This is a genomic window from Kitasatospora phosalacinea (assembly GCF_000717185.1).
GTDB lineage: Bacteria > Actinomycetota > Actinomycetes > Streptomycetales > Streptomycetaceae > Kitasatospora > Kitasatospora phosalacinea_A.
Genome location: NZ_JNYE01000088.1, coordinates 22,128 through 44,512, shown reverse-complemented (window position 1 = coordinate 44,512; position 22,385 = coordinate 22,128). Strand labels below are relative to the sequence as shown.

Sequence of the window (22,385 nt, the reverse complement as noted above, 5' to 3'; positions counted from 1 at the left end):
GCCCCGCGCCTCCCCCCCCGTCCCCGGGACCGGCCGCCGTTCGGCGTCCCTTCCTTCCGCTCGCGGCGGAAGGACTCCGACTCCCGGAACAGGACCCCGCCATGCGCACCCGTCCGCTGCTCCCCGCCCTCGCCCTGGCCGCGGCGCTCGCCGCCACCGCCTTCGGCCCGCTGCCGCCGCAGAACCCGGCGACCGCCCCGAACGGCAACGCCGGCATGCACGGCGACTCCGCCTCCAGCGACACCACCCCGTACGCCGGGCCCGGCACCGGCGCCGTCAACTGGAGCCGCACCGCGCTCGCCTCGGCCTGCCCCACCGTCACGGTCGGCCAGGACGGCTACCCGGTCGCGCTGTGCACCACGATCTTCGGCCAGACCCCGACCGTCCACCTGCTCGACCCGGCCGACGGCAAGGACCTGGCCTCGCTGGAGCTCCCCAAGGGGGCCCTGTTCGGCGGCGTGTACGCCTACCTGGACCAGAACGACCGGCTGGTCGGCGTCGACGGCGACGACAACCTGCTGCGGATCGGCCACCACCGCAACAGCAGCGGGGCCTGGCAGTTGACGATCGACCAGAGCACCCCGCTGGCCGGCGCGGTACCGTCCGGCGACAACATCGTCGGCCTCAGCCCCGGCTGGGACGGCAAGGTCTGGTTCGCCACCGGCGGCGGCGTCATCGGCACCGCCGACACCACCACCGGCGCGGTCCGCACCCTCGCCACCGGCGAGGGCGTCGCCAACAGCATCTCCACCGTCCCCGGCCACACCGCCGTCGCCACCGACCACGCCCTCTACCTGCTCGGCCAGACGGACGACGGCACGCCCGTCGTGCAGTGGCGCGCCCCGTACGACCGCGGCCCCGGCCGCAAGCCCGGCCAGCTCAGCTGGGGCACCGGCGCCACGCCCAGCTTCTTCGGGCCCGGCAGCGGCACCGAGTACGTCACCCTCACCGACAACGCCGCGCCGCACGAGAACCTGCTGGTCTACAAGGTCGACGCCGGTCCGGTGCCGGTCTGCACCACGCCCGTGCTCACCAAGTGGGCCGCCAGCGGCACCGAGGACGCGGTGATCGCCTCCGGCCGCAGCGTGTTCGTCACCAACACCTACGGCTACCCGTACCCGGCGCTGCCCGAGGGCGCGCCCGCCAGCGTCCCGTCCTCGGCCTCCTTCCAGGGCGGCCTGGCCCGGATCGACCTGAACGCGACCGGCACCGGCTGCTCCACCGTGTGGGAGAGCGACGTCAAGTCGGCGGCGCTGCCCCGGCTCTCGCTCGGCGACGACCTGATCTACACCGTCACCGTCAGCGGGCCCACCGACCCGGTCGGCGCCCAGACCTTCGCCGGCTACGCGCACGCGGTGGTCGACCCGGACACCGGCGCCAAGGTCGCCGGGACGGCCTTCGGCATCGGGCTGCTGTACAACCCGCTGCAGATGACCGGCACCACCGCGCCCGACGGCACCCTCTACCAGGGCACCGAGACCGGCGTGCTGCGGATCACCCGGAAGTAGGCGCCGCGGGAAGCACCGGAAGGGCCCCGGGGGAACCTCCCCCGGGGCCCTTCGCACACCCGTTCCGGAATTTCCCCCACCGCCGGGAAGCACGCCCTACCCGGCGGGAAGGTCGGCTTCCTAGATTCCTCGACGCGACGACGCCGTGACGACGCCGCGACAACCGGCCCTGGACCAAACCGAGTTCACGAGGGGAAACTGTGGCTGACCTAGAGGTGGGCGTGCTGGCGATCGGCGCCGGACCGGCGAACCTGGCCCTCGCCGCCGCGATCGAGGAGAGCGGATCGGCCGAACTGGCCGAGCGCACCCTGCTGTTGGAGCAGGCACCGGACATCAAGTGGCAGCGCGACCTGCTGATGCCCTGGGCCCGCAGCCAGGTGTCCTTCCTGAAGGACCTGGTGACGCTGCGCGACCCGCGCAGCCGCTTCTCGTTCCTCAACTTCCTGCACCAGCACGACCGGCTGGACCAGTTCATCAACCTGGGCACCTTCCACCCGCACCGCTGGGAGTTCTCCGACTACCTCCAGTGGGTCGCCCACTCGCTGGAGAAGGTGCGGATCCGCTACGACGCCAAGGTCGTCGCCGCCGCACCGCGGCACGACGCCGACGGCAAGCTGACCGGCTGGCAGGTCACCCTCGCCGACGGCGACACCATCCGCTGCCGCGACCTGGTCGTCGGCGCCGGACGCGACATGCACATCCCGGAGGTCTTCGCCGACCTGCCCGCCGAGAAGGTCATCCACAGCGCCCGCTTCCGCAGCCGGATCAACGCCGTCGACAAGGACGCCCCGCTGCGCACCGTGGTGATCGGCGGCGCGCAGAGCGCCGCCGAGATGTTCGTGGCGCTGTACGAGAACCTGCCGAACTCCACCGTCACCATGCTGGTCCGCTCGATCGGCCTGCAGAACTACCAGACCAGCAAGTTCGTCAACGAGCTGTTCTACCCGTCCTTCGTCGACGAGTTCTTCGACGCCCCCGCCGAGACCCGCGCCCAGCTCCTCGACGAGATGCGGTTCACCAACTACGCGGCCCTCGCCCCGCCGTTCCTCGACGAACTCTACATGCTGCTCTACCGGGAGAAGATGATCGGCACCGGCCGGGCCGAGGTCCGCCCGATGACCGAGGTGCTCGCCGCCCGCGAGGAGGACGGCGAGGTCGTCCTCGACCTGCGCGACCGGCGCACCGGCAAGGTCACCGAGCAGCGCTGCGACCTCGTCCTGCTCGGCACCGGCTACGACAGCCGGATGCCGTCCCTGGTACGGGAGTTGACCGGCAAGGCCGGGCTGGAGGAGGTCACCGTCAGCCGCGACTACCGGGTCGACCTGGGCGCCGGGACGGACGCCGCGCTCTACCTGCAGGGCGTCAACGAGGCCACCCACGGCATCGCCGACTCGCTGATCAGCGTGCTCGCCCACCGGGCCCGCGACATCACCGGCGACCTGCTGGAGCGCCACGGCCTGGCCACCGCCGCGGCGGGCGGCCGCTGATGGCCGCGCTGCTGGTGATCGCCCCCGGCCCCACCGCCAACGGGGACCTGCACCTGGGCCACCTGGCCGGCCCGTTCCTGTCCGCCGACGTGTGCGCCCGCTACGCCCGCGCCACCGGCCGCGACGCCCTGTTCGGCACCGGCGTCCACTTCACCCAGAACTACATCGTCACCACCGCCCGCCGCCTCGGCGAACAGCCCGAGGCGCTGCGGCTGCGCGCCGCCGAACAGGTCGAGGCCACCCTCGCCTCGGCCGGGATCGTCCCCGACGGCTTCGTCCGCTTCGACGAGCGCTACCTCAAGACCGTCCGCACCTTCTTCGAACGGCTGCACGGCGAAGGGCACCTGAGGCTGCGCAAGGTCAGGTTCCCGTACCTGCACGCCACCGGCGAGTACCTCACCGACGCGTACGTCCGCGGCGGCTGCCCGGTCTGCCTGGCCGAGGGCTGCGCCGGGCTGTGCGAGAACTGCGGCCACTGGATCGCCTCCGGCGACCTCATCGACCCGCGCTCCACCCGGCACCCCGAACTCCCGGTCGAACTGCGGGAGAAGGAGGTCCTGGTGCTCCCGCTGGAGGAGCACCGGGCCGCCCTGGCCAGCTACTTCGCCCGGCTCGCCCCCACCATGCGGCCCCGACTCGCCCAGCTCGTCGAGGAGTTGACCGCCCGGCGGCTGCCCGACTACCCGATCACCCTGCCCATCGACTGGGGCATCCCCGCCCCGTTCGCCGAGACCCCGGGCCAGGTGCTGTACTCCGACACCGAGACCGTCGCCTGGAGCCTGCACGCCATCGCGCTGGCCGCCGAGTCCCGCGGGGAGGTCCCCGGCGACGAGGAACGGCACTGGGCCCTGGAGGCCGGGCCCGAGGTCGCGTACTTCTTCGGTTCCGACGCCAGCTTCGCCTTCGCCCTGGCCGGCACCGCGATGCTGCTCGCCCTCGGCGGACTCGCCCTGCCCGCGCACTTCGTCACCAACGAGTTCTACGAGCTCGACAGCGACAAGTTCTCCACCAGCCGCGGCCACGTCGTCACCGGACGCCAGCTCACCGCCGAAGTCCCGCGCGACCTCGCCCGCTACTACCTGGCCGCCACCGGCCCCGACTTCCAGCGCACCAACTTCACCCGCGCCGCCATGGACCGGGTCTGCGGCCAGCGCCTGGTCGAACCCTGGAACCGGGTCGCCGCCAAGGCCGAGGCCCACCTCGACCGCGGCCCGCTGCCGGTCAGCGCCCGCTCCCGGCACGCCGCCGCCCTGATCGCCGAACGCTTCGCGGCCGCCCTGCGCCCGCGCCGCTTCAGCCTCAGCGCCGCCGCCTTCACCCTCACCGAACAGCTCGGCCGGCTCGACCGCTGGGAGGTCACCGACGCCGACGCGGGCGACTTCTGGCACGAACTCGACCTGTTCCTGCGCTGCGCCGCCCCGCTGCTGGTCGACCTCGCCGCCGAGGGCCTGCCCGACGCCGCGATCCCCGCCGAGCACACCGCCACCACCGTCCACCCCCGCCCGCTGCCCAGGCTGGCGACCGGACTCCGCGGCGGCGGACGGTGAGCAGCACCACCGGGCTCGCACCGACCGCCCCCGCGCGGGCGGCGGGCAGCGCCGCCGCGCACGTGGTGGTGGTCGGTGCGGGCGTCACCGGCCTGCTCACCGCCGTCGCCTGCGCCCGGGCCGGGCACCGGGTCACCGTCCTGGAGCGCGGCCCGCTGCCCAACCCCGACGCCACCTCGCACGACCAGCACCGCGCCATCCGCACCCTGCTGCCCGGCGACCCCGGCGGCACCGCCCGCCGGCTCGACGCGCACCGCCACTGGCAGGACCTGGAAGCCCTGTTCGGCACCCCGCTCTACCGCCGGGTCGGCACGCTCACCGCCCACCCCGCCGACCGCCTCGACGAACTGCTCGCCGAGGCCGACGGGGCGGGCGTCCCGGTCGACCTGCCCGCCGCGGACGCGCTCCCGCCGCTGGGCCTGCCGCCCGGCACCGTCGGGGTGCGCGAGCGCACCGGCGGCGTGCTGCTCGCCGACCGGGTGCTGCACGCCGCCGCCCGCTGGCTGGCCACCCGGCCGGGCGTGGTGCTGCGCCCGCACAGCACCGTCCGCTCGGTGTTCACCGGCTCCGGGCGGATCGTGCTGGACACCGGCGAGGTGCTCCGCGGCGACCTCGCCCTGCTGGCCGGCGGCCCCTGGACCCGCCGCCTCGCCGACAGCCCCGTCACCCTGCACCGGCAGACCATGCTCTACCTCGGCCGGCCCGCGGGCGGCGACCGCTGGGACGGGGCGCCCGCCGCGGGCGGCCTCGGCCGCGCGGGCCGCGGCTGGGTGCTGCCGCCCGGCGTCGGCACCCTGCTCAAGCTCAGCTCCGACACGGTGTGCCGCCCCGTCGCGGACACCGACAGCAGCGGCGAGGACCAGCGGCCGTACCTGGAGCGGCTCGCCGCCGAGGGCGTCCTGCCGGACCTCGACCGCTACCCGGTGGCGGGCGTCCGGGTCTGCCACTACACCGCGGACGCCGCCACCGGCGGCCCGCTGCTCACCCGGGTCTCCCCGGGCCTGTGGACCCGCGCCGCGTGCGGCGGCGGCGGGTTCTCCACCGCTCCGCTGGTCGCGGAACGCATCGCCACGGCAGTGAAGGAGGCGGCATGACCGACGACGACGGGCCCCCGATCGGCGTCCTCGACACGCTCAGGGCCACCCCGGCCACCGTCCGCTACCTGCTCGGCGGCGTCCTGGTCAACCAGCTCGGCGCGTTCGTCCAGACCTTCCTGGTGCTCTACCTGACGCACAAGGACATGTCGGACGGCACCGCGGGCCTCGCGCTCGGCGCGTACAGCCTGGGCACCGTGTTCGGCACCGTCCTCGGCGGGGAGATCACCCACCGCTTCGGGGCGCGGGCCACCATCGTCGCGGCGATGGCCGGCTCGGCGCCGCTGGTGGCCGTGCTGCCGCTGCTGGCCCGGCCGGGGCTGGTCCCGGTGCTGCTGGTGACGATCGCGCTGGCCGGCCTGGCCGCCCAGGCGTACCGGCCCGCCGCCTCGGTGCTGCTCAGCGACCTGATGCCGGAGCGCTACCACGTGATGGCGTTCTCGATGATGCGCATCGCCCTGAACACCGGCGCGGCCGTCGCCCCGCTGATCGCCGCCGGGGTGATCCTGCTCGACTGGGACCTGCTGTTCTGGATCGACGGCGCCACCACCCTCCTCTACGCGCTCCTCGCCCACCGGCTGCTGCCCCGGCACGCGGTGCCCGAGCAGGCGCCGCGGACGAAGGCCGAACGCCGCTCCGACGGCCGGGCCGCGTACGCGGCGATGCTCCGCGACCGGGCGTACCTCGCCTACCTGGCCGCGGTGGTGCTCGGGACGATCGCCTACGTGCAGTCCTCGATCTCGCTGCCGCTGGAGATCGTGCACGACGACTACCCGACCTGGCTGTACAGCGCGGTGCTCACCGCCTCCTCGCTGGTGCTGATCACCTGCGAGCTGAAGATCACCGCGTACATCACCCGGATCCCCACCTACCTGGCGGTCGGCGTCGGCCACCTGGTCAACTCGGTCGGCCTCGCCGCCTACGGGCTGGCCGTGCACTCCGGGGCGTTCGTGCTGTTCGGCGCGGTGCTCGCGGTCAGCGGGCTGATGATCGCCGGGCCCAGCATGTTCGCCCACCCGGCCACCTTCCCGGACGGCTCGAAGGCCCGCTACCTGGCCACCATGCAGGCCGCGGCCGGCCTGGCCTCGGCGGTCGGACCGCTGTTCGGCGTGTGGGCCTGGACGCACCTGCACGCCGGGTTCTGGGTGCTGATGGCCGTGGTCAACGGCCTGGCCGGGGTGCTCGCGGTGTACGGCATCAAGCACCGGGCGCAGCAGCGGACCGCCGCCGGGGCGGCCACCGACCAGGACCCCGTGGGAGAGACCGTATGAACGCCCCGTCGACCGGCCCGCGGCCGGTGCTGATCGTCGGCTACGTGGCCTTCGCGGTCGCCACCGTCGCCGCCTTCCAGGACGCCGACTCGGTGGTCTACGTCGAGGAGCCGGACGTCGCCCGCAAGCGGCACCTCGCCGAGGCGGTCGAAGGCATCGACTACGCCCGCGAGTTGATCGAGTGGGAGTACCACCTGCCCGGCCGCGCCGACGCCTTCTTCGCCGCCCACCCCGGGCTCGACCCGGTCGCGGTGATCCCCGCCGTCGAGTACGCGGTGCCGTTCGCGGCCCGGCTCGCCGAACGCTACGGGCTGCCCGGCGCCGGTCTGGGCGCCGCCCAACTGCTGCGCGACAAGCACCAGTTGCGGGTGGTCGCGGCCGCCGCCGGAATCGCCAACCCGGCCTCCGAGCCGGTCGCCGACGCCGCCGCGCTGGCCGCCTTCATGGACCGGCACCCCGGCCCGGCGGTGCTCAAGCCCGCCAACCGGCAGGCCTCGGTCGGCACCCTGGTGGTCCGCGGCCCCGAGGAGGTCGCGGCGGCCTGGGCGTTCGGGCAGGCCCAGGACGAGGGCGCGTTCGTCCCGGACCGGCCGATCGCGCCCGCCATGCTGGCCGAACAGTACGTCGCCGGGCCGGAGTTCAGCGTCGAGATGCTGGTCCGCGACGGCCGCCCGGTGTTCGCCAACACCACCGGCAAACTGCTCTACCCCGGCCCGTACCCGATCGAGTCCGGGCACACCGTACCGGCCGAACTGCCGCCCGAGACACATGAGTTGCTGGCCGCCGAGACCGAACGGCTGGTCGCCGCGGTCGGCTTCGGCACCGGCGTGCTGCACTGCGAGTGGATCCTCGCCGACGGCGTCCCCGTCCTGGTCGAGTGCGCCGGACGGCTGCCCGGCGACTCCATCACCGACCTGATCGAGGCCGCCTACCCGGTCGAGCTCACCCGCGCCTACTACGCCCTGATGCGCGGCGAGCCGACCGGCGAGCTGCCCGCGAAGGCCGAACGCGCCACCGCCGCCGCCTTCCTGGCCCCCGACCGGCCCGGCACCGTCACCGCCGTGCACGGCCTGGACGCGGCCGCCGCCGCCGAGGGCGTGCAGCTCGCCGTGGTCGGCATCGCCCCCGGCCACCGCAGCGCCGGACTGCGCAGCTCCTGGGACCGGGTCGGCATCGTCACCACCCGCGCCGACACCCCCGCCGAGGCCCGCCGCCTGGCCGACGCGGCCGCCGCCCTGGTCCGGTTCGACATCGACGCCCACGCAGAGGAGGAATCATGACGGAACACCGGGAAGCAACGCCGGGAACGCTGCTGGTGATCGGCAGCGGCCTCAAGGAGTACCGCGAGTACCTGGTCGGCCCGATGAGCCGCCGGGCCCGCGCCGCCGGGCTGGAACTGCTACTGGTCAACAACCTGCGGCCGACCTGGCAGCGCGAGTACTTCGACGAGATCGTGGTCGCCGACGTCTTCGACACCGCCACCATGAACGCCACCGTCCGGGAGATCGCCGCCCGCAAGCACGTCGTCGGCCTGCTCTGCTGGGACGAGCCGCTGGTGCTGGACGCGGGCCTGCTGGCCGCCGAGCTCGGCGTCCCCGGCCTGTCCGAGCGCGGCGTGCGCGGCGTGCGCGACAAGGAGCGCACCCGCACCGTGCTCACCGCCGCCGGCCTGCGCCAGCCCGGCTTCGCCCTCACCACCGACCGCGACGAGGCCCGGGCCGCCGCCGCCCGGATCGGCTACCCGGTGGTGCTCAAGCCGCGCGCCATGGGCGCCAGCATCGGCGTGGTCTTCGCCGCCGACGAGCACGAGCTCGACGCGGCCTTCGACACCGCGCTGTCCGCCAGCGAGGTCGACCCCGGGCCGTACCGGGCCAGCGTGATCGTCGAGGAGTACGCGGGCGGCCCGGAGATCAGCGTGGACGGCGCCGTCCACAAGGGCGAGTACCTGCCGCTGTTCCTGGCCCGCAAGTACAGCAGCGACGAGCCGTACTTCGAGGAGGTCGGCCACGTCGTCGACGCCGCCGACCCGCTGCTCGCCGACCCCGCCCTGCTCGCCCACCTCGCCGACGCGCACCGGGCGCTCGGCGTCGAGGACGGCATCACCCACACCGAGCTGCGGCTCACCCCGCGCGGCCCGCTGATCGTCGAGGTCAACGGGCGGCTCGGCGGCGACCTGATCCCGCTGCTCGGCCGGATCGCCACCGGGATCGAACCCGGCGAGGTGCTGTTCGACGTCGCCACCGGCCGCCGCCCGGAGATCGCCCCGACCCGCTCCGCGGTGGCCGGGATCAGCTTCGGCTGCCCCGAACAGGACTGCCGCCTGGACGAGTTGGAGCTCCCGCAGCCCGGCGACGCACCCGGCCTGCTGCACGCCGCCCCGATGGCCCCGCCCGGCACCGTGCTGCGGCTGCCCCCCGGCGGCTACCTGGCCCGGCACTCCTTCGTGGTCTGCGAGGCCGACAGCGTCACCGCCTGCGAACAGCGCCTGGCTGCCGCCGCCGCGCTGGTGCGCACCGTCACCTCCGAGGTCGGGCCCGCCGACCCCGGGGCCCCGTTCGCGATGCCCGCCGGGCTGCTGGACGTGGACCGGTGAGCGCCGCGCGCTGGGCCGGACCGCCCCAGGACGCCGCCGAGGTGCTGCGCCGGGCGAAGGAGATCGCCCCCGTGCTGCGGGAGAGGGCGCCGGAGATCGAGGCCAACCGCACGCTGCCCGCCGAGGTGGTCGAACTGCTGCGCGGCACCGGCGTGTTCCGGATGTGCTTCGCCCGCGAGTGGGGCGGCCCCGAGCTCACCTCCGTCGAACAGCTGGAGGTCGTCGAGGCCCTGGCGTACGGCGACGCCTCGGCCGCCTGGTGCGGCGTGATCGGCGCCAACAGCGGGCTGCTCGCCAACTTCCTGTACCAGTCCGTGGTGAAGGACGTGTACCCGAGCCTGGACCTGGTCACCGCCGGTGTGCTCGCCCCGGCCGGCCGGGCCGAGCGCGTCCCCGGCGGCTTCCGGCTCAGCGGCCGCTGGTCGTTCGGCTCCGGCATCAAGCACAGCGACTGGGTGACCTCCGGGGCCTTCCTGTTCCAGGACGGCGAGCCCTGGGCCGAGCCCGGCAGCCCGCACGCGCACGACTCCCGGCAGTTCCTGGTGCCGCGCTCCGCCGTCGAGGTGGTCGACGACTGGGACACCACCGGACTGTGCGGGACCGGCAGTTGCGACTACACGATGACCGACGTGTTCGTCCCCGACGAGCACACCTTCACCTTCTGGGAGGTCCGCGGCACCCCGGGCCCGCTCGCCCAGCCGGACTCGGAGGGCGTGTACGGCGCGATGCGCCGCCAGTGGGCGGTGCTGGCGGCCGGCGGCACCCTGGACGACCTCACCCCGACCGAGCGCGCCGCCTCCCCGCTCGCCTGGCTGCACGCCTTCCGGGCCTCCCGCACCGTCGTCACCCGGCTCTACGACCTGCTGCAGACCTGGTCGATCAACCGCAGCTCGCCGATGGACCGCTGGCTGCGCGACACCGCCGTGATGTGCCAGAACCTGACCGCCCAGGACGCCGTGCTGGAGTCGGTCGGCGCCTACCTGCTCGGCCGACCCCCGCTGTTCCGGATCAGCCTCGGCCTGGACCGCTGACCCGCCGACCACCCGACGCAGAAGGAGAAGTGACCAGCATGACAACGGAGATCCTGCGCCGCGCCCGGGAGTTGGCGCCGGTGCTGCGGGAGAGGGCCCCGGAGATCGAGGCCAACCGCACGCTGCCCGCCGAGGTGGTCGAACTGCTGCGCGGCACCGGCGTGTTCGGCATGTGCTACGGCCCCGAGTGGGGCGGCCCCGGCCTGACCTCGATGGAGCAGACCGAGGTGGTGGAGGCCCTGGCGTACGGCGACGCCTCGGCCGCCTGGTGCGCCGTGATCGGCGCCAACACCGGCATCTACGCCAACTTCCTGGACCAGACCGTCGCCAAGGAGGTCTTCCCGCGCCCCGACCTGGTGGTGGCCGGCCTGCTCCAGCCCTCCGGCCGGGCCGAGCGCGTCCCCGGCGGCTTCCGGCTCAGCGGCCGCTGGTCGTTCGGCTCCGGCATCAAGCACGCCGACTGGGTGACCTCCGGCGCGTTCATCTACGACGGCGGCGAGCCCTGGGCCGCCCCCGGCAGCAAGCACCGGCACGACTCCCGGCAGTTCCTGGTGCGCCGCGAACAGGTCGAGGTGATCGACAACTGGGACACCACCGGCCTGTGCGGCAGCGGCAGTTGCGACTACACGATGACCGACGTGTTCGTCCCCGAGGAGCACACCTACACCTTCGCCACCCCGCAGGGCCGCCCCGGCCCGCTCACCCAGCCGGACTCCTTCACCCGGGCGATGTGCGGCGTCCCGCTCGGGGTGGCCCGGGAGGGCGTGTACGGCGCGATGCGCCGCCAGTGGGCGGTGCTGGCGGCCGGCGGCACCCTGGACGACCTCACCCCGACCGAGCGCGCCGCCTCCCCGCTGTCCTGGCTGCACGCCTTCCGCAGCGCCCGGACGATCGTCGCCCGCACCTACGACCTGCTGCAGACCTGGTCGATCAACCGCAGCTCGCCGATGGACCGCTGGCTGCGCGACACCACCGTCCTCGCCCAGCACCTGGTCGCCCAGGACCGCATCCTGCAGTCCGCCGGGGCCTACCTGCTGGGCGCCGAGCCCGAGTTCGGCATCAGCCTCGGCCTCGTCTGAGCACCCGCCCCAACTTCCAAGGGAGGCAACCCCGATGAGCAGACTCGTCCTGTTGGTCAACCCGAACAAGGTGCATCCGCCGATCGCCCCGTACGCCCTCGACGTGCTCACCACCGCACTGGAGGACGACGGCTTCGAGGTGGAGGTGCTCGACCTGACCTTCCGCCGCGACGACTGGAAGACCTGCCTGCACGAGTACTTCGCCGAACGCTCCCCGATGCTGGTCGGGGTGACCGTCCGCAACACCGACACCGTGTACGCCTTCGAGCAGCGCCCGTTCGTCGGCGAGCACCGGGAGATCATCACTGAGATCCGGCGGCTCACCGACGCGCCCGTGGTCGGCGGCGGGATCGGCTTCTCCACCATGCCGTTCGCCCTGGTCGAGTACTTCGGCATCGACTACGGCGTGAAGGGCCCCGGCGAGAAGATCCTCTGCGAGCTGGCCACCGCGATCGCCGAGGGCCGCGACACCGCCACCATCCCCGGCCTGATCCGCAACACCGGGCGCGGCGCCGTCCGGGTCCCGCCCGCGGTGCTCACCGTCCGCCACGGGCAGCCCCAACCGGCCGAGCCCACCGGCCAGTTCGAGCCCCGGGTGTGGCAGGTCGACCGGCTCTCGGTCTACCGGCGGCGCTCCGGCGTGCCGCGCCGGGTCGACAACCTGGAGTACTACCGGCGCGGCGGCCTCGGCTCCATCCTGACCAAGAACGGCTGCGCCTACCGCTGCTCGCACTGCGTCGAGCCCGACGCCAAGGGCACCCGCTACGGGCAGCGCGAACTCGCCTCCGTGGTCGACGAGATGGAGTCGCTGGCGGCCCAGGGCATCCTGGACCAGCACACCACCGACAGCGAGTTCAACCTCTCCGTGGTGCACGCCAAGAACCTGCTGCGGGAGGTCGTCCGCCGCCGGCACGCCGACCCGGCCAACCCGCTGAACCAGCTGCGGCTCTGGGTCTACTGCCAACCCAGCCCGTTCGACGAGGAGTTCGCCGACCTGCTGGCCGAGGCGGGCTGCCGCGGCGTCAACGTCGGCAGCGACCACATCCGCCCCGAGGTGCTCAGCGGCTGGAAGGTCACCGAGAAGGGCGGCACCTACTACACCTTCGCCGACACCGAACGGCTGGTGCGGCTGTGCCACGAACGCGGCATCCTCACCATGGTCGAGGCGCTGTTCGGCATGCCGGGGGAGACCCCCGAGACGGTCCGCGCCTGCGTGGACGCCTTCATGGCCCTGGACGCCACCGTCACCGGCTTCTCGCTCGGCCTGCGCCTGTTCCCGTACACCCCGATGGGCATCGACATCGCCGAGCAGTGCGCGGGCGTGCGCACCGTCCCCGGCCTGCAGTCCAACACCGCCGACGGCCCGATCGTGCTCAAGCCGCTGCGGATGTGCTCCTCCCCGGCCGAGTACGAGCGGCAGTTCATGTTCGACGAGCACGGCAACTTCCGGCTGGTCTGCTACTTCTCGCCCGGCCTGCTGCCCGACCCGGCCCGCGCCGCCGACCCCGCCGAGCGCTGGCACGGCGCCGTCGCCGACCTGTGGGCGCTGATCGACCCGGCCGACCACCACCGGGTCATGCTGCCCACCGTCGAGGGCATGAGCGAGCACGACAACAACTACGCCGACAACCCCTTCCTCACCAGCCTCGGCGGCCTCGGCTACACCGGCGCCTTCTGGTCGCACTGGCGCGGCCGCGAGGAGATCATGCGCAAGGCCCGGGAAGCCGCCGCCCAATCCTCACATCTGCCAACTCCTGTATGACATTGCGCACTTGAGGTGGCGATTTGATCAGATCATGATGAGGTCACGGAATCATCACTACCGGTGACCGGTCCGTAGCCCGCACCGCGCACCACCACACGCCGCGAGGGGACGATGAAACAGCACGGGATCACCGCGCCGCTGACCGTGCTGCTGGCCGACGTCCAACCCGCCGTCCGGCAGGGCGTCCGCTCCATGGTGGAGGCCACGGGCGCCGCCGCCGCGGTGGTCGGCGAGGCCGGAACCACCGGGGAGGTCCTCGCCACCGCCTCCCGGTACCGGCCCGACGTCCTGGTCCTCGACCCGCAGATGGACGACAGCACCGGCATGCGGGTGATCAGCCAGGTCCTGCGCCTCGCCCCCGAGACCGGCGTCCTGGTGTTCAGCACCCTCGACGACGACAAGGCCGTCGCCGCCGCCTTCCACGCCGGGGCCCGCGGCTACCTGGTCAAACGCGCCACCGCCGACCAGATCGTCCGCGGCATCCACGCCGTCGGCGCGGGCGAGGCCATCCTCGACCGCACCATCGCCGCCCGGCTCGGCACCCTGATCGGCACCGGCCCCCGCCCGCGCAGCTACCCGTTCCCGCAGCTCAGCGACCGCGAACGCGAGGTCCTCGAACACCTCGCCGCCGGCCGCTCCAACAGCGCCATCGCCCGGGAACTCGCCCTCGCCTCCAAGACCGTCAGCAACCGCATCTCCCACATCCTCGGCAAACTCGGCGTCGCCGACCGCGCCCAGGCCCTGGTCCTCGCCCGCGACGCCGGCCTCGGCCAGGCCGCCGCCGCCCGCTGACGCGACCGCCCCGGCCCCCGGCCGCCCCCGGCCGTCCTCCCGGCCGCCCCCATCCGCCGCTCCTCCGAACGAACGGAGCCCCACCGTGCCCGAAACCGGCCCGCCGCCCGGCCTGGTGATCCGCCGCCAGGAACCCGACCACCTCGAACGCGCCCACGGCCTCGACCTCCGCCTCCTCCACCCCTGGGACGGACTCACCACCCCCTTCCACGGCGCCTGGTGCGTCCTGCGCCCCGGCGACCTCACCGACACCCACCAGCACACCGAACGCGAACTCTTCATCTGCATCAGCGGCCGCGGCGAGGTCCGCACCGCCGACGCCAGCCACCCCGTCGCCGCGGGCGACCTCGTCCTCCTCCCCGCCGACACCGACCACGCCGTCGCCAACCCGCACGACACCGACTTCGCCTACTACGCCATCTGGTGGCAGGCGTGACCCGGCCGAACCTCCACCGCCTCGACTACGAGGGCCGCCGCTTCCACGCCCCCGACGGCGACCACCGCACCGTCGCCGTCTACCACCAGCAGGGCGACCTGGTCTGGGGCGAGATCGCCGGCGGCAGCATCCAGCGCGGCTGGACCGCGGGCACCCGCCAGCCCGACGGCACCCTCACCATGGGCTACACCTTCGTCCTCACCGACGGCCAGGTCGTCTGCGGCCGCACCCACAACACCCCCGCCCTCACCCCCGACGGCCGGATCCGCCTCCACGAGACCTGGGAACGCTACGGCCCCCACCCCACCACCGGCACCTCCACCATCGAAGAGGTCGCCCCGTGACCCCCGCCCCGCAGCACGGAGCCCCCGCCGACTGGGCACTGCTCGACAAGCACACCACCGGCCCCCTGCTGCGCCCCGCGGACGCGGACTTCCGCGAGTCCTCCGCCGCCTTCAACGAGCGCTGGGCGCACCGCGAGCCCACCGCCGTGCTGCGCGCCGCCGACGCCGCGGACGTGCTGCGCGCGATCGAGTGGGCGCGGGACCACGCGGTGCCGATCGTCCCCCGCGGGGGCGGGCACTCGTACGCCGGGCACTCGGTCAACTCCGGCCTGGTGGTGGACCTGCGGGCCCTGGACGCGGTCACCGTCGACCCGGCCACCGCGCGGGTCACCGTCGGCGGCGGCGTCCTGACCGGTGCGCTGTACGCGGCGCTGCGCCCGCACGGGCTCGCGCTGCCGCTCGGCAACGGCGCGGGCGTCGGGATCGCCGGGCTGGCGCTCGGCGGCGGCTCCGCCGCGACCTCCCGCCGGTTCGGGCTGACCGCCGACACGCTGCGCGCCACCACCCTGGCCACCGCCGCCGGGGCGGTGCTGACCTGCGACGCCGAGCAGAACGAGGACCTGTACTGGGCCTGCCGCGGCGGTGGCGGCGGCAACTTCGGGATCAACCTGGACCTGACCTTCCAGGCCGTACCGGCCCCCGCCGCGTCCACCTGCCTGCTGCTCTGGGAGGCCGAAGACGCCGTCGAAGTCCTCACCGCCGTCCAGCAGTTGATGCTGACCGCGCCCGAGGAGACCTCGCTCCGGCTGGGCGCGGCCCGCTCCGGCGGCCGCACCCTGGTCTCCGCGGTGGGCCTGCACCTCGGCCCCGCCGCCGAGCTGCGCGAGCTGCTCGCCCCGGCGTTCGCGGCCGGTGCGCCGCTGCGCGCGGAGCTCGCCGACCGGGACTTCTGGGACGCGATGGACCACCTCCAGCACGAGACCAGCGGCGGGGCGTTCGCCGTCCGCACCCACTTCGCCGCCCGCCCGCTGCCGCCGGAGGCCCTCGCCGCCGCGCTGGCCCACCTCGCGGCCGCGCCGCCCAGCGGCAACGCCGACGGCTGCGGCCTGGCGCTGTTCGGCTGGGGCGGGGCGATCAACCGCGTCGACCCGGCGGCCACCGCCTTCGCGCACCGCGACGCCCAGTACCTGGTCAGCCTGGACACCTCCTGGCTGCCCGGCGAGGACCCGGCCCCGCACCTCGCCCACCTCGCCGGGCTCGACCACCTGGTCGCCCCGCACGCGACCGGCGGCGCCTACCTGAACTTCACCGACCCGGACCTGCGGAACTGGCGCGAGGCCTACTACGGTGCGAACTACCCCAGGCTGGTCGTCACCAAGCGCCGCCACGACCCGGACGGACTCTTCGCCTTCCCGCAGTCGATCGGCAGCTGAACGACCCCAAGTCCCATGCCACGGAATCGGACTGACCGACCGTCAGCCGCTCCGCCATGCCCGGAAGGAGACACCACCGTGTCGCCGCGAACCGCCACCCCGCGCCACTACCTGATGTGCCGGCCCGTGCACTTCACCGTCGACTACTCCATCAACCCGTGGATGGACCCGGCGAAGCCCACCGACACCGGCACCGCCCTCGCCCAGTGGGACCAGCTGCACGCGCTGTTCCAACGCCTCGGCCACACCGTGGAGTTGATCGAACCGCTGCCCGGTCTGCCGGACATGGTGTTCGCCGCCAACGGCGCCACCACGCTGGACGGCCGGGTGCTGGGCGCCCGCTTCCGGCACCCCGAGCGGGCTGCCGAGGGCCCCGCGTACGCCGACTGGTTCCGCGCGCGCGGCTGGCGGGTCAAGGACGCCGAGCACGTCAACGAGGGCGAGGGCGACCTGCTGGTGGCGGGGGAGCGGATCCTGGCGGGCACCGGTTTCCGCACCGAGGCCGCCGCGCACGCCGAGGCGCGGGAGTTCCTCGGCCGCGAGGTGGTGCCGCTGCGACTGGTCGACCCGCGCTACTACCACCTGGACACCGCGCTCGCGGTGCTCAGCGACACCGAGGTCATGTACCACCCGCCGGCCTTCGACGCCGCCTCCCGCGCGGTGCTGGAGCGCCTCTACCCGGACGCGGTGCTCGCCGACGCCGACGACGCCCGGGTGTTCGGCCTGAACGCGGTCTCCGACGGCGCGCACGTCGTCCTCCCGGAGGCGGCCGTCCGCCTCGCCGAGCGGCTGCGCGAGCGCGGCTTCACCCCGATCGGCGTCGACCTGACCGAGCTGCTCCGGGCCGGCGGCGCCGTCAAGTGCTGCACCCTGGAACTGCGCCGCTGACCGGGGGACGCCGCAGGGCCCGGACCGCAGCAGCGGTCCGGGCCCTGCGTCAGTTCACGCTCACGCTCACACCAGGTCGAAGCGGTCCAGCTCCATGACCTTGGTCCAGGCGGCGGCGAAGTCCCTGACGAACTTCTCCTTCGCGTCGTCCGAGGCGTACACCTCGGCCAGCGCCCGCAGCTCCGAGTTGGAGCCGAACACCAGGTCGGCCCGGGTGCCGGTCCACTTGACCGCGCCGGAGGCGTCCCGGCCCTCGTAGACCGTGTGGTCGGAGGCGACCGGGGCCCAGGTGGTGCCCAGGTCCAGCAGGTTGACGAAGAAGTCGTTCGACAGGGTGCCCGGGCGCTCGGTGAACACGCCGTGCTGCGAGCCGCCGGTGTTGGCGCCCAGCACCCGCAGGCCGCCGACCAGCACGGTCAGCTCGGGGGCGGAGAGGTTCAGCAGGTTGGCCTTGTCCACCAGCAGGTACTCGGCGGGGAGCCGGGTGCCCTTGCCCTGGTAGTTGCGGAACCCGTCGGCCTGCGGCTCCAGCGCGGCGAACGACTCGACGTCGGTCTTCTCCTGGGTGGCGTCCACCCGGCCCGGGCGGAAGCCCACCTCGACCTCGACGCCGCCCTCCTTCGCGGCCCGCTCGACCGCCGCGGTGCCGCCCAGCACGATCAGGTCGGCCAGCGAGACCTGCTTGCCGCCCTGCGCGTTGAACTCCTGCTGCACGCCCTCCAGCACCCGCAGCACCTGCGCGAGCTGCTCCGGGTCGTTGGCCTCCCAGCCGCGCTGCGGCTCCAGCCGGACGCGGGCGCCGTTCGCGCCGCCGCGCAGGTCGCTGCCGCGGAAGGACGAGGCCGAGGCCCACGCGGTGGACACCAGCTGGGCGGTGGTCAGGCCGGAGTCCAGCAGCTTCGCCTTGAGCGCCGCCACGTCCGCCGCGTCGACCGGCTCGCCCTGGGCGGCGGGCAGCGGGTCCTGCCAGAGCAGCTCCTCGGACGGCACCTCGGGGCCGAGGTAGCGGACGACCGGGCCCATGTCGCGGTGGGTCAGCTTGTACCAGGCGCGGGCGAAGGCGTCCGCGAAGGCCGCCGGGTCGTTCAGGAAGCGGCGGGAGATCTGCTCGTACACCGGGTCGAAGCGCAGCGACAGGTCGGTGGTGAGCATCTGCGGGGCGTGCTTCTTCGCCGGGTCGAAGGCGTCCGGCACGGTGCCCTCGCCGGCGCCGTCCTTCGGCTTCCACTGGTGCGCCCCGGCGGGCGACTTGGTGAGCTCCCACTCGTGGCCGAACAGGATCTCGAAGAAGGAGTTGTCCCAGGTGGTCGGCGTGTCGGTCCAGGTGACCTCCAGGCCGGAGGTGATCGCGTCGGCGCCCTTGCCGGAGCCGTACGTGCTCTTCCAGCCGAGGCCCTGGTCCTCCAGGCCCGCGCCCTCGGGGTCGGCGCCGACGTTGTCGGCCGGGCCCGCGCCGTGGGTCTTGCCGAAGGTGTGGCCGCCGGCGATGAGCGCGACGGTCTCCTCGTCGTTCATCGCCATCCGGCGGAAGGTCTCGCGGATGTCGCGGGCGGCCGCGACCGGGTCCGGGTTGCCGTTGGGGCCCTCCGGGTTGACGTAGATCAGGCCCATCTGGACGGCGCCCAGCGGCTCCTCCAGGTGGCGGTCGCCGGTGTAGCGCTCGTCGCCCAGCCAGGTGGTCTCCGGGCCCCAGTACACGTCCTCGTCGGCCTCCCAGACGTCCGCCCGGCCGCCGCCGAAGCCGAAGGTCTGGAAGCCCATCGACTCCAGCGCCACGTTGCCGGACAGGATCAGCAGGTCGGCCCAGGACAGCGCCTGGCCGTACTTCTGCTTCACCGGCCACAGCAGGCGGCGGGCCTTGTCCAGGTTGGCGTTGTCCGGCCAGGAGTTGAGCGGGGCGAAGCGCTGCTGCCCGGCGCCCGCGCCGCCGCGGCCGTCGGAGATCCGGTAGGTGCCGGCGCTGTGCCAGGCCATCCGGATGATCAGCGGGCCGTAGTGGCCGAAGTCGGCGGGCCACCAGTCCTGCGAGGTGGTGAGCACCGTCTCGATGTCGCGCTTGACGGCCGGCAGGTCGAGCGAGGCGAAGGCCGCCGGGTAGTCGAAGTCCGCGCCGAGCGGGTTCGCCACGGCCGGGTTCTTCGCCAGGATCTTCAGGTTCAGCCGCTCCGGCCACCACTGCCGGTTGCCGCCGCCCTGCGTCGGGTGCGCGGCCCGGCCGTGCGCGACCGGGCAGCCGCCCGCGCCCTCGGACTTGGGGTCGGTGACGATGGCGTCGTCGTTCTCGGGCATGGGAGTCCCTCCGGGGTCGGGCGGAATCGCACTCTGCAACGGGCGTCTGGCCCTTCTTCGGAGCCGATCCTAAGATAGACCGAGTCTAAGTCAAGAAGAGGGTCAAACGGGTGGTGATCCCGCTCGAATCGGGTGTCCGATGACGTCCGCTGTACAGTTCGGGCGAATGTTGAGCTGAATGGGTGAAAACGAGATGAGTGATCTGCTGGAACGACTGCGGGCCCGCGGCTGGCGGCTGACCTCCCAGCGCCGGGTGGTCGCCGAGGTGCTGGACGGCGACCACGTCCACCTGACCGCGGACGAGGTGCACGCGCGCGCCGCCGACCGCCTCCCCGAGATCTCCCGCGCCACCGTCTACAACACCCTCGGTGAACTCGTCACCCTCGGTGAGGTGCTGGAGGTCGCCACCGACGGCCGCGCCAAGCGGTACGACCCCAACGCCCACCAGCCGCACCAGCACCTGGTCTGCTCCGCCTGCGGCACCATCCGCGACGTCCACCCCACCGGTGACCCGCTGGCCGCCCTGCCCGCCGCCGAACGCTTCGGCTTCGCCGTCGCCACCGCCGAGGTCACCTACCGCGGGCTCTGCCCCGACTGCGCCTGACGCCCCGGGCCGCCCCGCCCCGCGCCGTCCGCCACCGCCGTCGGAACGGCCACCGTCGTCGGAACGGCCACCGTCGTCGGAACGGCCACCGCCGTCGGAACGGCCGTAGCCGTCGGAGCAGCCGGAGCGGCCGGAACAGCCGGAGCCGCCCCGCGCCGGGCGCCCGACCCCACCGCGCCCAGCACCGCGATCAGCACCCCCGCCGCCAGCAGCAGCCACCACACCCCGCGCGCCGCCGCGACGAACCCCGCGCCGCCCGACACGCCGCCCGGCGCACCGCCGGGCGCACCGTCCGCCGCCGCCCCCGGGCCCAGCAGGACGCCCGCCACCGCCACGCCCACCGCCGAACCGGTCTGCCGGGCCGCCGAGGCCAGTGCGGCGGCCAGCGAGGCCATCGACCCCGGCATCCCCGCCACCGCGGTGTTGCTGATCGGCGGGTTCACCGTCCCCTGGAACACCCCCACCAGCGCGAACACCGCCACCAGCGCCCACACCGGCGTCCGCGGCCCCACCACCACCAGCAGCAGCGCCCCCGCCAGCGCCAGCGCCGCGCCCGACACCAGCAGCGGCCCGCGCGGCCCGTACCGGCCCACCGCCCGCCCGGTCCGCGGCGACAGCACCAGGACCAGCACGCCCACCGGCACCAGGCACAGCCCCGCCCGCAGCGCCGACATCCCGCGCAGCCCCTGCAGGTACAGCGTCACCGCGAAGAGGAACGCCGCGAACGCGCACAGCGCCGCGAACGCGGCCACCAGCGCCGCCGCCAGCGGGCCGCGGCGCAGCAGCCGCACCTCCAGCAGCGCGTCCGCCCGCCGCGCCTCGTACCGGCCCAGCACCGGGACGGCCGCCACCGCCACCGCCAGCGGCCCCCACGCCGTCGGCGCCGACCAGCCCGAGCGCCCCGCCGAGATCAGCGCGAACACCGTCCCGCCCAGCAGCGCCACCACCAGCAGCTGCCCCACCGGGTCGAACCGCCGGGCCCGCCCGGCCCGGGACTCCGGCACCCAGCGCAGCGCGCCCGCCACGCCCGCCGCCACCACCGGCAGGTTCACCCAGAACACCGCCCGCCAGCCCCAGCCGTCCACCAGCACCCCGCCCAGCACCGGGCCGAGCGCCAGCGACAGCCCCGACACCGACCCGAACACCCCGATCGCCCGGGCCCGTTCGGCCGGCTGCGGGAACGCGGTCGCCACGATCCCCGTCGCCACCGGGTTCAGCATCGTCCCGCCCGCCGCCTGCACCGCCCGCGCGGCCACCAGCGCGCCCGCCCCCGGCGCCAGCGTGCACAGCGCCGACCCCAGCCCGAACACCAGCAGCCCCAGCACGAACACCCGCCGCCGCCCCCACCGGTCCGCGGCCGCCCCCGCGGGCAGCAGGAACGCCGCCAGCACCAGCGCGTACGCGTCCACCGTCCACTGGAGCGCCGACACCGACGCCCCCCACTCCCGGCCGACCGCGGGCAGCGCCGCGTTCACCACCGAGACGTCCATTACCACCATCACCATGCTCACGCAGCACACCGCGAGCACCAACCGCTTGCGCCGGTCGTCCAGTTCGGCCACCGCACTGCCTCCGTCCGCCGCCACGACGGGAGTTGACCCCGAGTCAACTCGTCCCCGCCCGGTCGGCGGCACCGACGCTACGATTTCGAGCGTGCTCGAAATCAAGCCGGAACCCCCCGCCGAGGGGCTGACCATCGCCGAGGCCGCCGAGCGGACGGGCGTCAGCGTCCACACCCTGCGCTACTACGAACGGGCCGGGCTGGTGGTCACCGGGATCGACCGCACCCCGGGCGGCCGCCGCCGCTACCACCGCCGCGACCTGCGCTGGATCGACGTCTGCACCCGGCTGCGCGCCACCGGCATGCCGATCCGCACCCTGCGCCGCTACGCCGACCTCGTCGCCGCGGGCAACGGCAACGAGGCCGAGCGCCTCGCCCTGCTCGAAGCCCACCGCGCCGAGGTCGCCGAACGCCTCGCCGAACTCCGGGGCCACCTCGCGGGCATCGACCACAAGGTGGCCACCTACCGGGCCCGCCTCGCCGAGGGCAGCGCGGAAGGGCTCTGGGCCCCGCGGCCTTGAACAAACCTTGACCCCGACCCCGGTCACCGCACCGCGGGGGCCGTCCGCGCACCGGTCTCCGGTGCACCCTTGAACAAGCCTTTACCCCAGGTCAGGCCGCCGATGCCGACCGCCCCGCCCCCCGTCGGCCACTGCGCTACAGTCTGGCCGCCCGACCCGCCCGCGACCGCGACGGGTCCGAACGCCTGCACGGGGGATGCGC

The 22,385-nt window shown here is 74.2% G+C and carries 19 protein-coding genes; 17 read left to right on the top strand and 2 right to left on the bottom strand.

Going from position 1 to position 22,385, the window contains the following annotated elements; translation table 11 throughout:
• Positions 1 to 101: 101 nt before the first annotated feature.
• From OO57_RS29450 to ddaH, 15 genes are all read left to right on the top strand, one after another.
• Entirely contained in the window at positions 102 to 1,508 is a 1,407-nt protein-coding gene (locus tag OO57_RS29450; RefSeq protein ID WP_033255747.1) for a hypothetical protein, read from the top strand.
• Between the two features lie 200 nt (positions 1,509 to 1,708).
• Entirely contained in the window at positions 1,709 to 2,995 is a 1,287-nt protein-coding gene (locus OO57_RS29445) for a lysine N(6)-hydroxylase/L-ornithine N(5)-oxygenase family protein (protein ID WP_033255746.1), read from the top strand.
• On the top strand, positions 2,995 to 4,542 hold the full coding sequence (locus tag OO57_RS29440; protein ID WP_033255745.1) for a class I tRNA ligase family protein: 1,548 nt from the start codon (positions 2,995 to 2,997) through the stop codon (positions 4,540 to 4,542). The genes OO57_RS29445 and OO57_RS29440 overlap by 1 nt, the downstream gene beginning before the upstream one ends.
• A complete protein-coding gene (locus tag OO57_RS29435; protein ID WP_234337555.1) occupies positions 4,539 to 5,636 on the top strand; it encodes an NAD(P)/FAD-dependent oxidoreductase in 1,098 nt (365 codons plus the stop codon). The genes OO57_RS29440 and OO57_RS29435 overlap by 4 nt, the downstream gene beginning before the upstream one ends.
• Positions 5,633 to 6,907, top strand: coding sequence for an MFS transporter (locus tag OO57_RS29430; protein WP_033255744.1), 1,275 nt, complete (start codon positions 5,633 to 5,635; stop codon positions 6,905 to 6,907). The genes OO57_RS29435 and OO57_RS29430 overlap by 4 nt, the downstream gene beginning before the upstream one ends.
• The gene (locus OO57_RS29425; protein ID WP_033255743.1) at positions 6,904 to 8,187 is read left to right on the top strand and encodes an ATP-grasp domain-containing protein; all 1,284 of its coding nucleotides are present in this window, start codon (positions 6,904 to 6,906) and stop codon (positions 8,185 to 8,187) included. Before OO57_RS29430 ends, OO57_RS29425 begins: the two co-directional genes overlap by 4 nt.
• On the top strand, positions 8,184 to 9,500 hold the full coding sequence (locus tag OO57_RS29420; protein ID WP_033255742.1) for an ATP-grasp domain-containing protein: 1,317 nt from the start codon (positions 8,184 to 8,186) through the stop codon (positions 9,498 to 9,500). Before OO57_RS29425 ends, OO57_RS29420 begins: the two co-directional genes overlap by 4 nt.
• Positions 9,497 to 10,531 (top strand): acyl-CoA dehydrogenase family protein, encoded by a 1,035-nt coding sequence (locus OO57_RS29415; RefSeq protein ID WP_033255741.1) that lies wholly within the window; start codon positions 9,497 to 9,499, stop codon positions 10,529 to 10,531. The genes OO57_RS29420 and OO57_RS29415 overlap by 4 nt, the downstream gene beginning before the upstream one ends.
• A gap of 38 nt (positions 10,532 to 10,569) precedes the next feature.
• Positions 10,570 to 11,610, top strand: coding sequence for an acyl-CoA dehydrogenase family protein (locus OO57_RS29410; protein ID WP_033255740.1), 1,041 nt, complete (start codon positions 10,570 to 10,572; stop codon positions 11,608 to 11,610).
• Positions 11,611 to 11,644: 34 nt separating this feature from the next.
• Complete coding sequence (gene tsrT / locus OO57_RS29405; protein WP_033255739.1) at positions 11,645 to 13,372, top strand: tryptophan 2-C-methyltransferase; 1,728 nt, start codon at positions 11,645 to 11,647, stop codon at positions 13,370 to 13,372.
• A 114-nt stretch (positions 13,373 to 13,486) separates the two neighbouring features.
• Positions 13,487 to 14,167, top strand: a complete 681-nt coding sequence (locus OO57_RS29400) for a response regulator (RefSeq protein WP_033255738.1) — start codon at positions 13,487 to 13,489, stop codon at positions 14,165 to 14,167.
• Positions 14,168 to 14,252: 85 nt separating this feature from the next.
• The gene (locus OO57_RS29395) at positions 14,253 to 14,603 is read left to right on the top strand and encodes a cupin domain-containing protein (protein WP_051778393.1); all 351 of its coding nucleotides are present in this window, start codon (positions 14,253 to 14,255) and stop codon (positions 14,601 to 14,603) included.
• Positions 14,600 to 14,947 carry a hypothetical protein gene (locus OO57_RS29390; protein ID WP_033255737.1) on the top strand — a complete coding sequence of 116 codons (348 nt, stop codon included), beginning with the start codon at positions 14,600 to 14,602 and terminating at the stop codon, positions 14,945 to 14,947. The genes OO57_RS29395 and OO57_RS29390 overlap by 4 nt, the downstream gene beginning before the upstream one ends.
• Complete coding sequence (locus tag OO57_RS29385; RefSeq protein ID WP_033255736.1) at positions 14,944 to 16,320, top strand: FAD-binding oxidoreductase; 1,377 nt, start codon at positions 14,944 to 14,946, stop codon at positions 16,318 to 16,320. Before OO57_RS29390 ends, OO57_RS29385 begins: the two co-directional genes overlap by 4 nt.
• A 78-nt stretch (positions 16,321 to 16,398) precedes the next feature.
• Entirely contained in the window at positions 16,399 to 17,208 is an 810-nt protein-coding gene (gene ddaH, locus OO57_RS29380) for a dimethylargininase (protein ID WP_033255735.1), read from the top strand.
• A 66-nt stretch (positions 17,209 to 17,274) separates the two neighbouring features.
• Here the strand turns inward: ddaH and katG are convergent, their stop codons facing one another.
• Complete coding sequence (gene katG / locus OO57_RS29375) at positions 17,275 to 19,497, bottom strand: catalase/peroxidase HPI (protein WP_033255734.1); 2,223 nt, start codon at positions 19,495 to 19,497, stop codon at positions 17,275 to 17,277.
• 193 nt (positions 19,498 to 19,690) lie between these two features.
• On the opposite strand from katG, the gene OO57_RS29370 reads away from it, so the two are divergent.
• Positions 19,691 to 20,101, top strand: coding sequence for a Fur family transcriptional regulator (locus tag OO57_RS29370; RefSeq protein ID WP_033255733.1), 411 nt, complete (start codon positions 19,691 to 19,693; stop codon positions 20,099 to 20,101).
• On the opposite strand, the gene OO57_RS29365 is transcribed toward OO57_RS29370, so the two are convergent.
• Positions 20,071 to 21,663 carry an MFS transporter gene (locus OO57_RS29365; protein WP_063737672.1) on the bottom strand — a complete coding sequence of 531 codons (1,593 nt, stop codon included), beginning with the start codon at positions 21,661 to 21,663 and terminating at the stop codon, positions 20,071 to 20,073. The genes OO57_RS29370 and OO57_RS29365 overlap by 31 nt on opposite strands.
• Before the next feature lie 91 nt (positions 21,664 to 21,754).
• On the opposite strand from OO57_RS29365, the gene OO57_RS29360 reads away from it, so the two are divergent.
• Positions 21,755 to 22,183 carry a MerR family transcriptional regulator gene (locus tag OO57_RS29360; protein WP_033255732.1) on the top strand — a complete coding sequence of 143 codons (429 nt, stop codon included), beginning with the start codon at positions 21,755 to 21,757 and terminating at the stop codon, positions 22,181 to 22,183.
• Positions 22,184 to 22,385 lie beyond the last annotated feature (202 nt).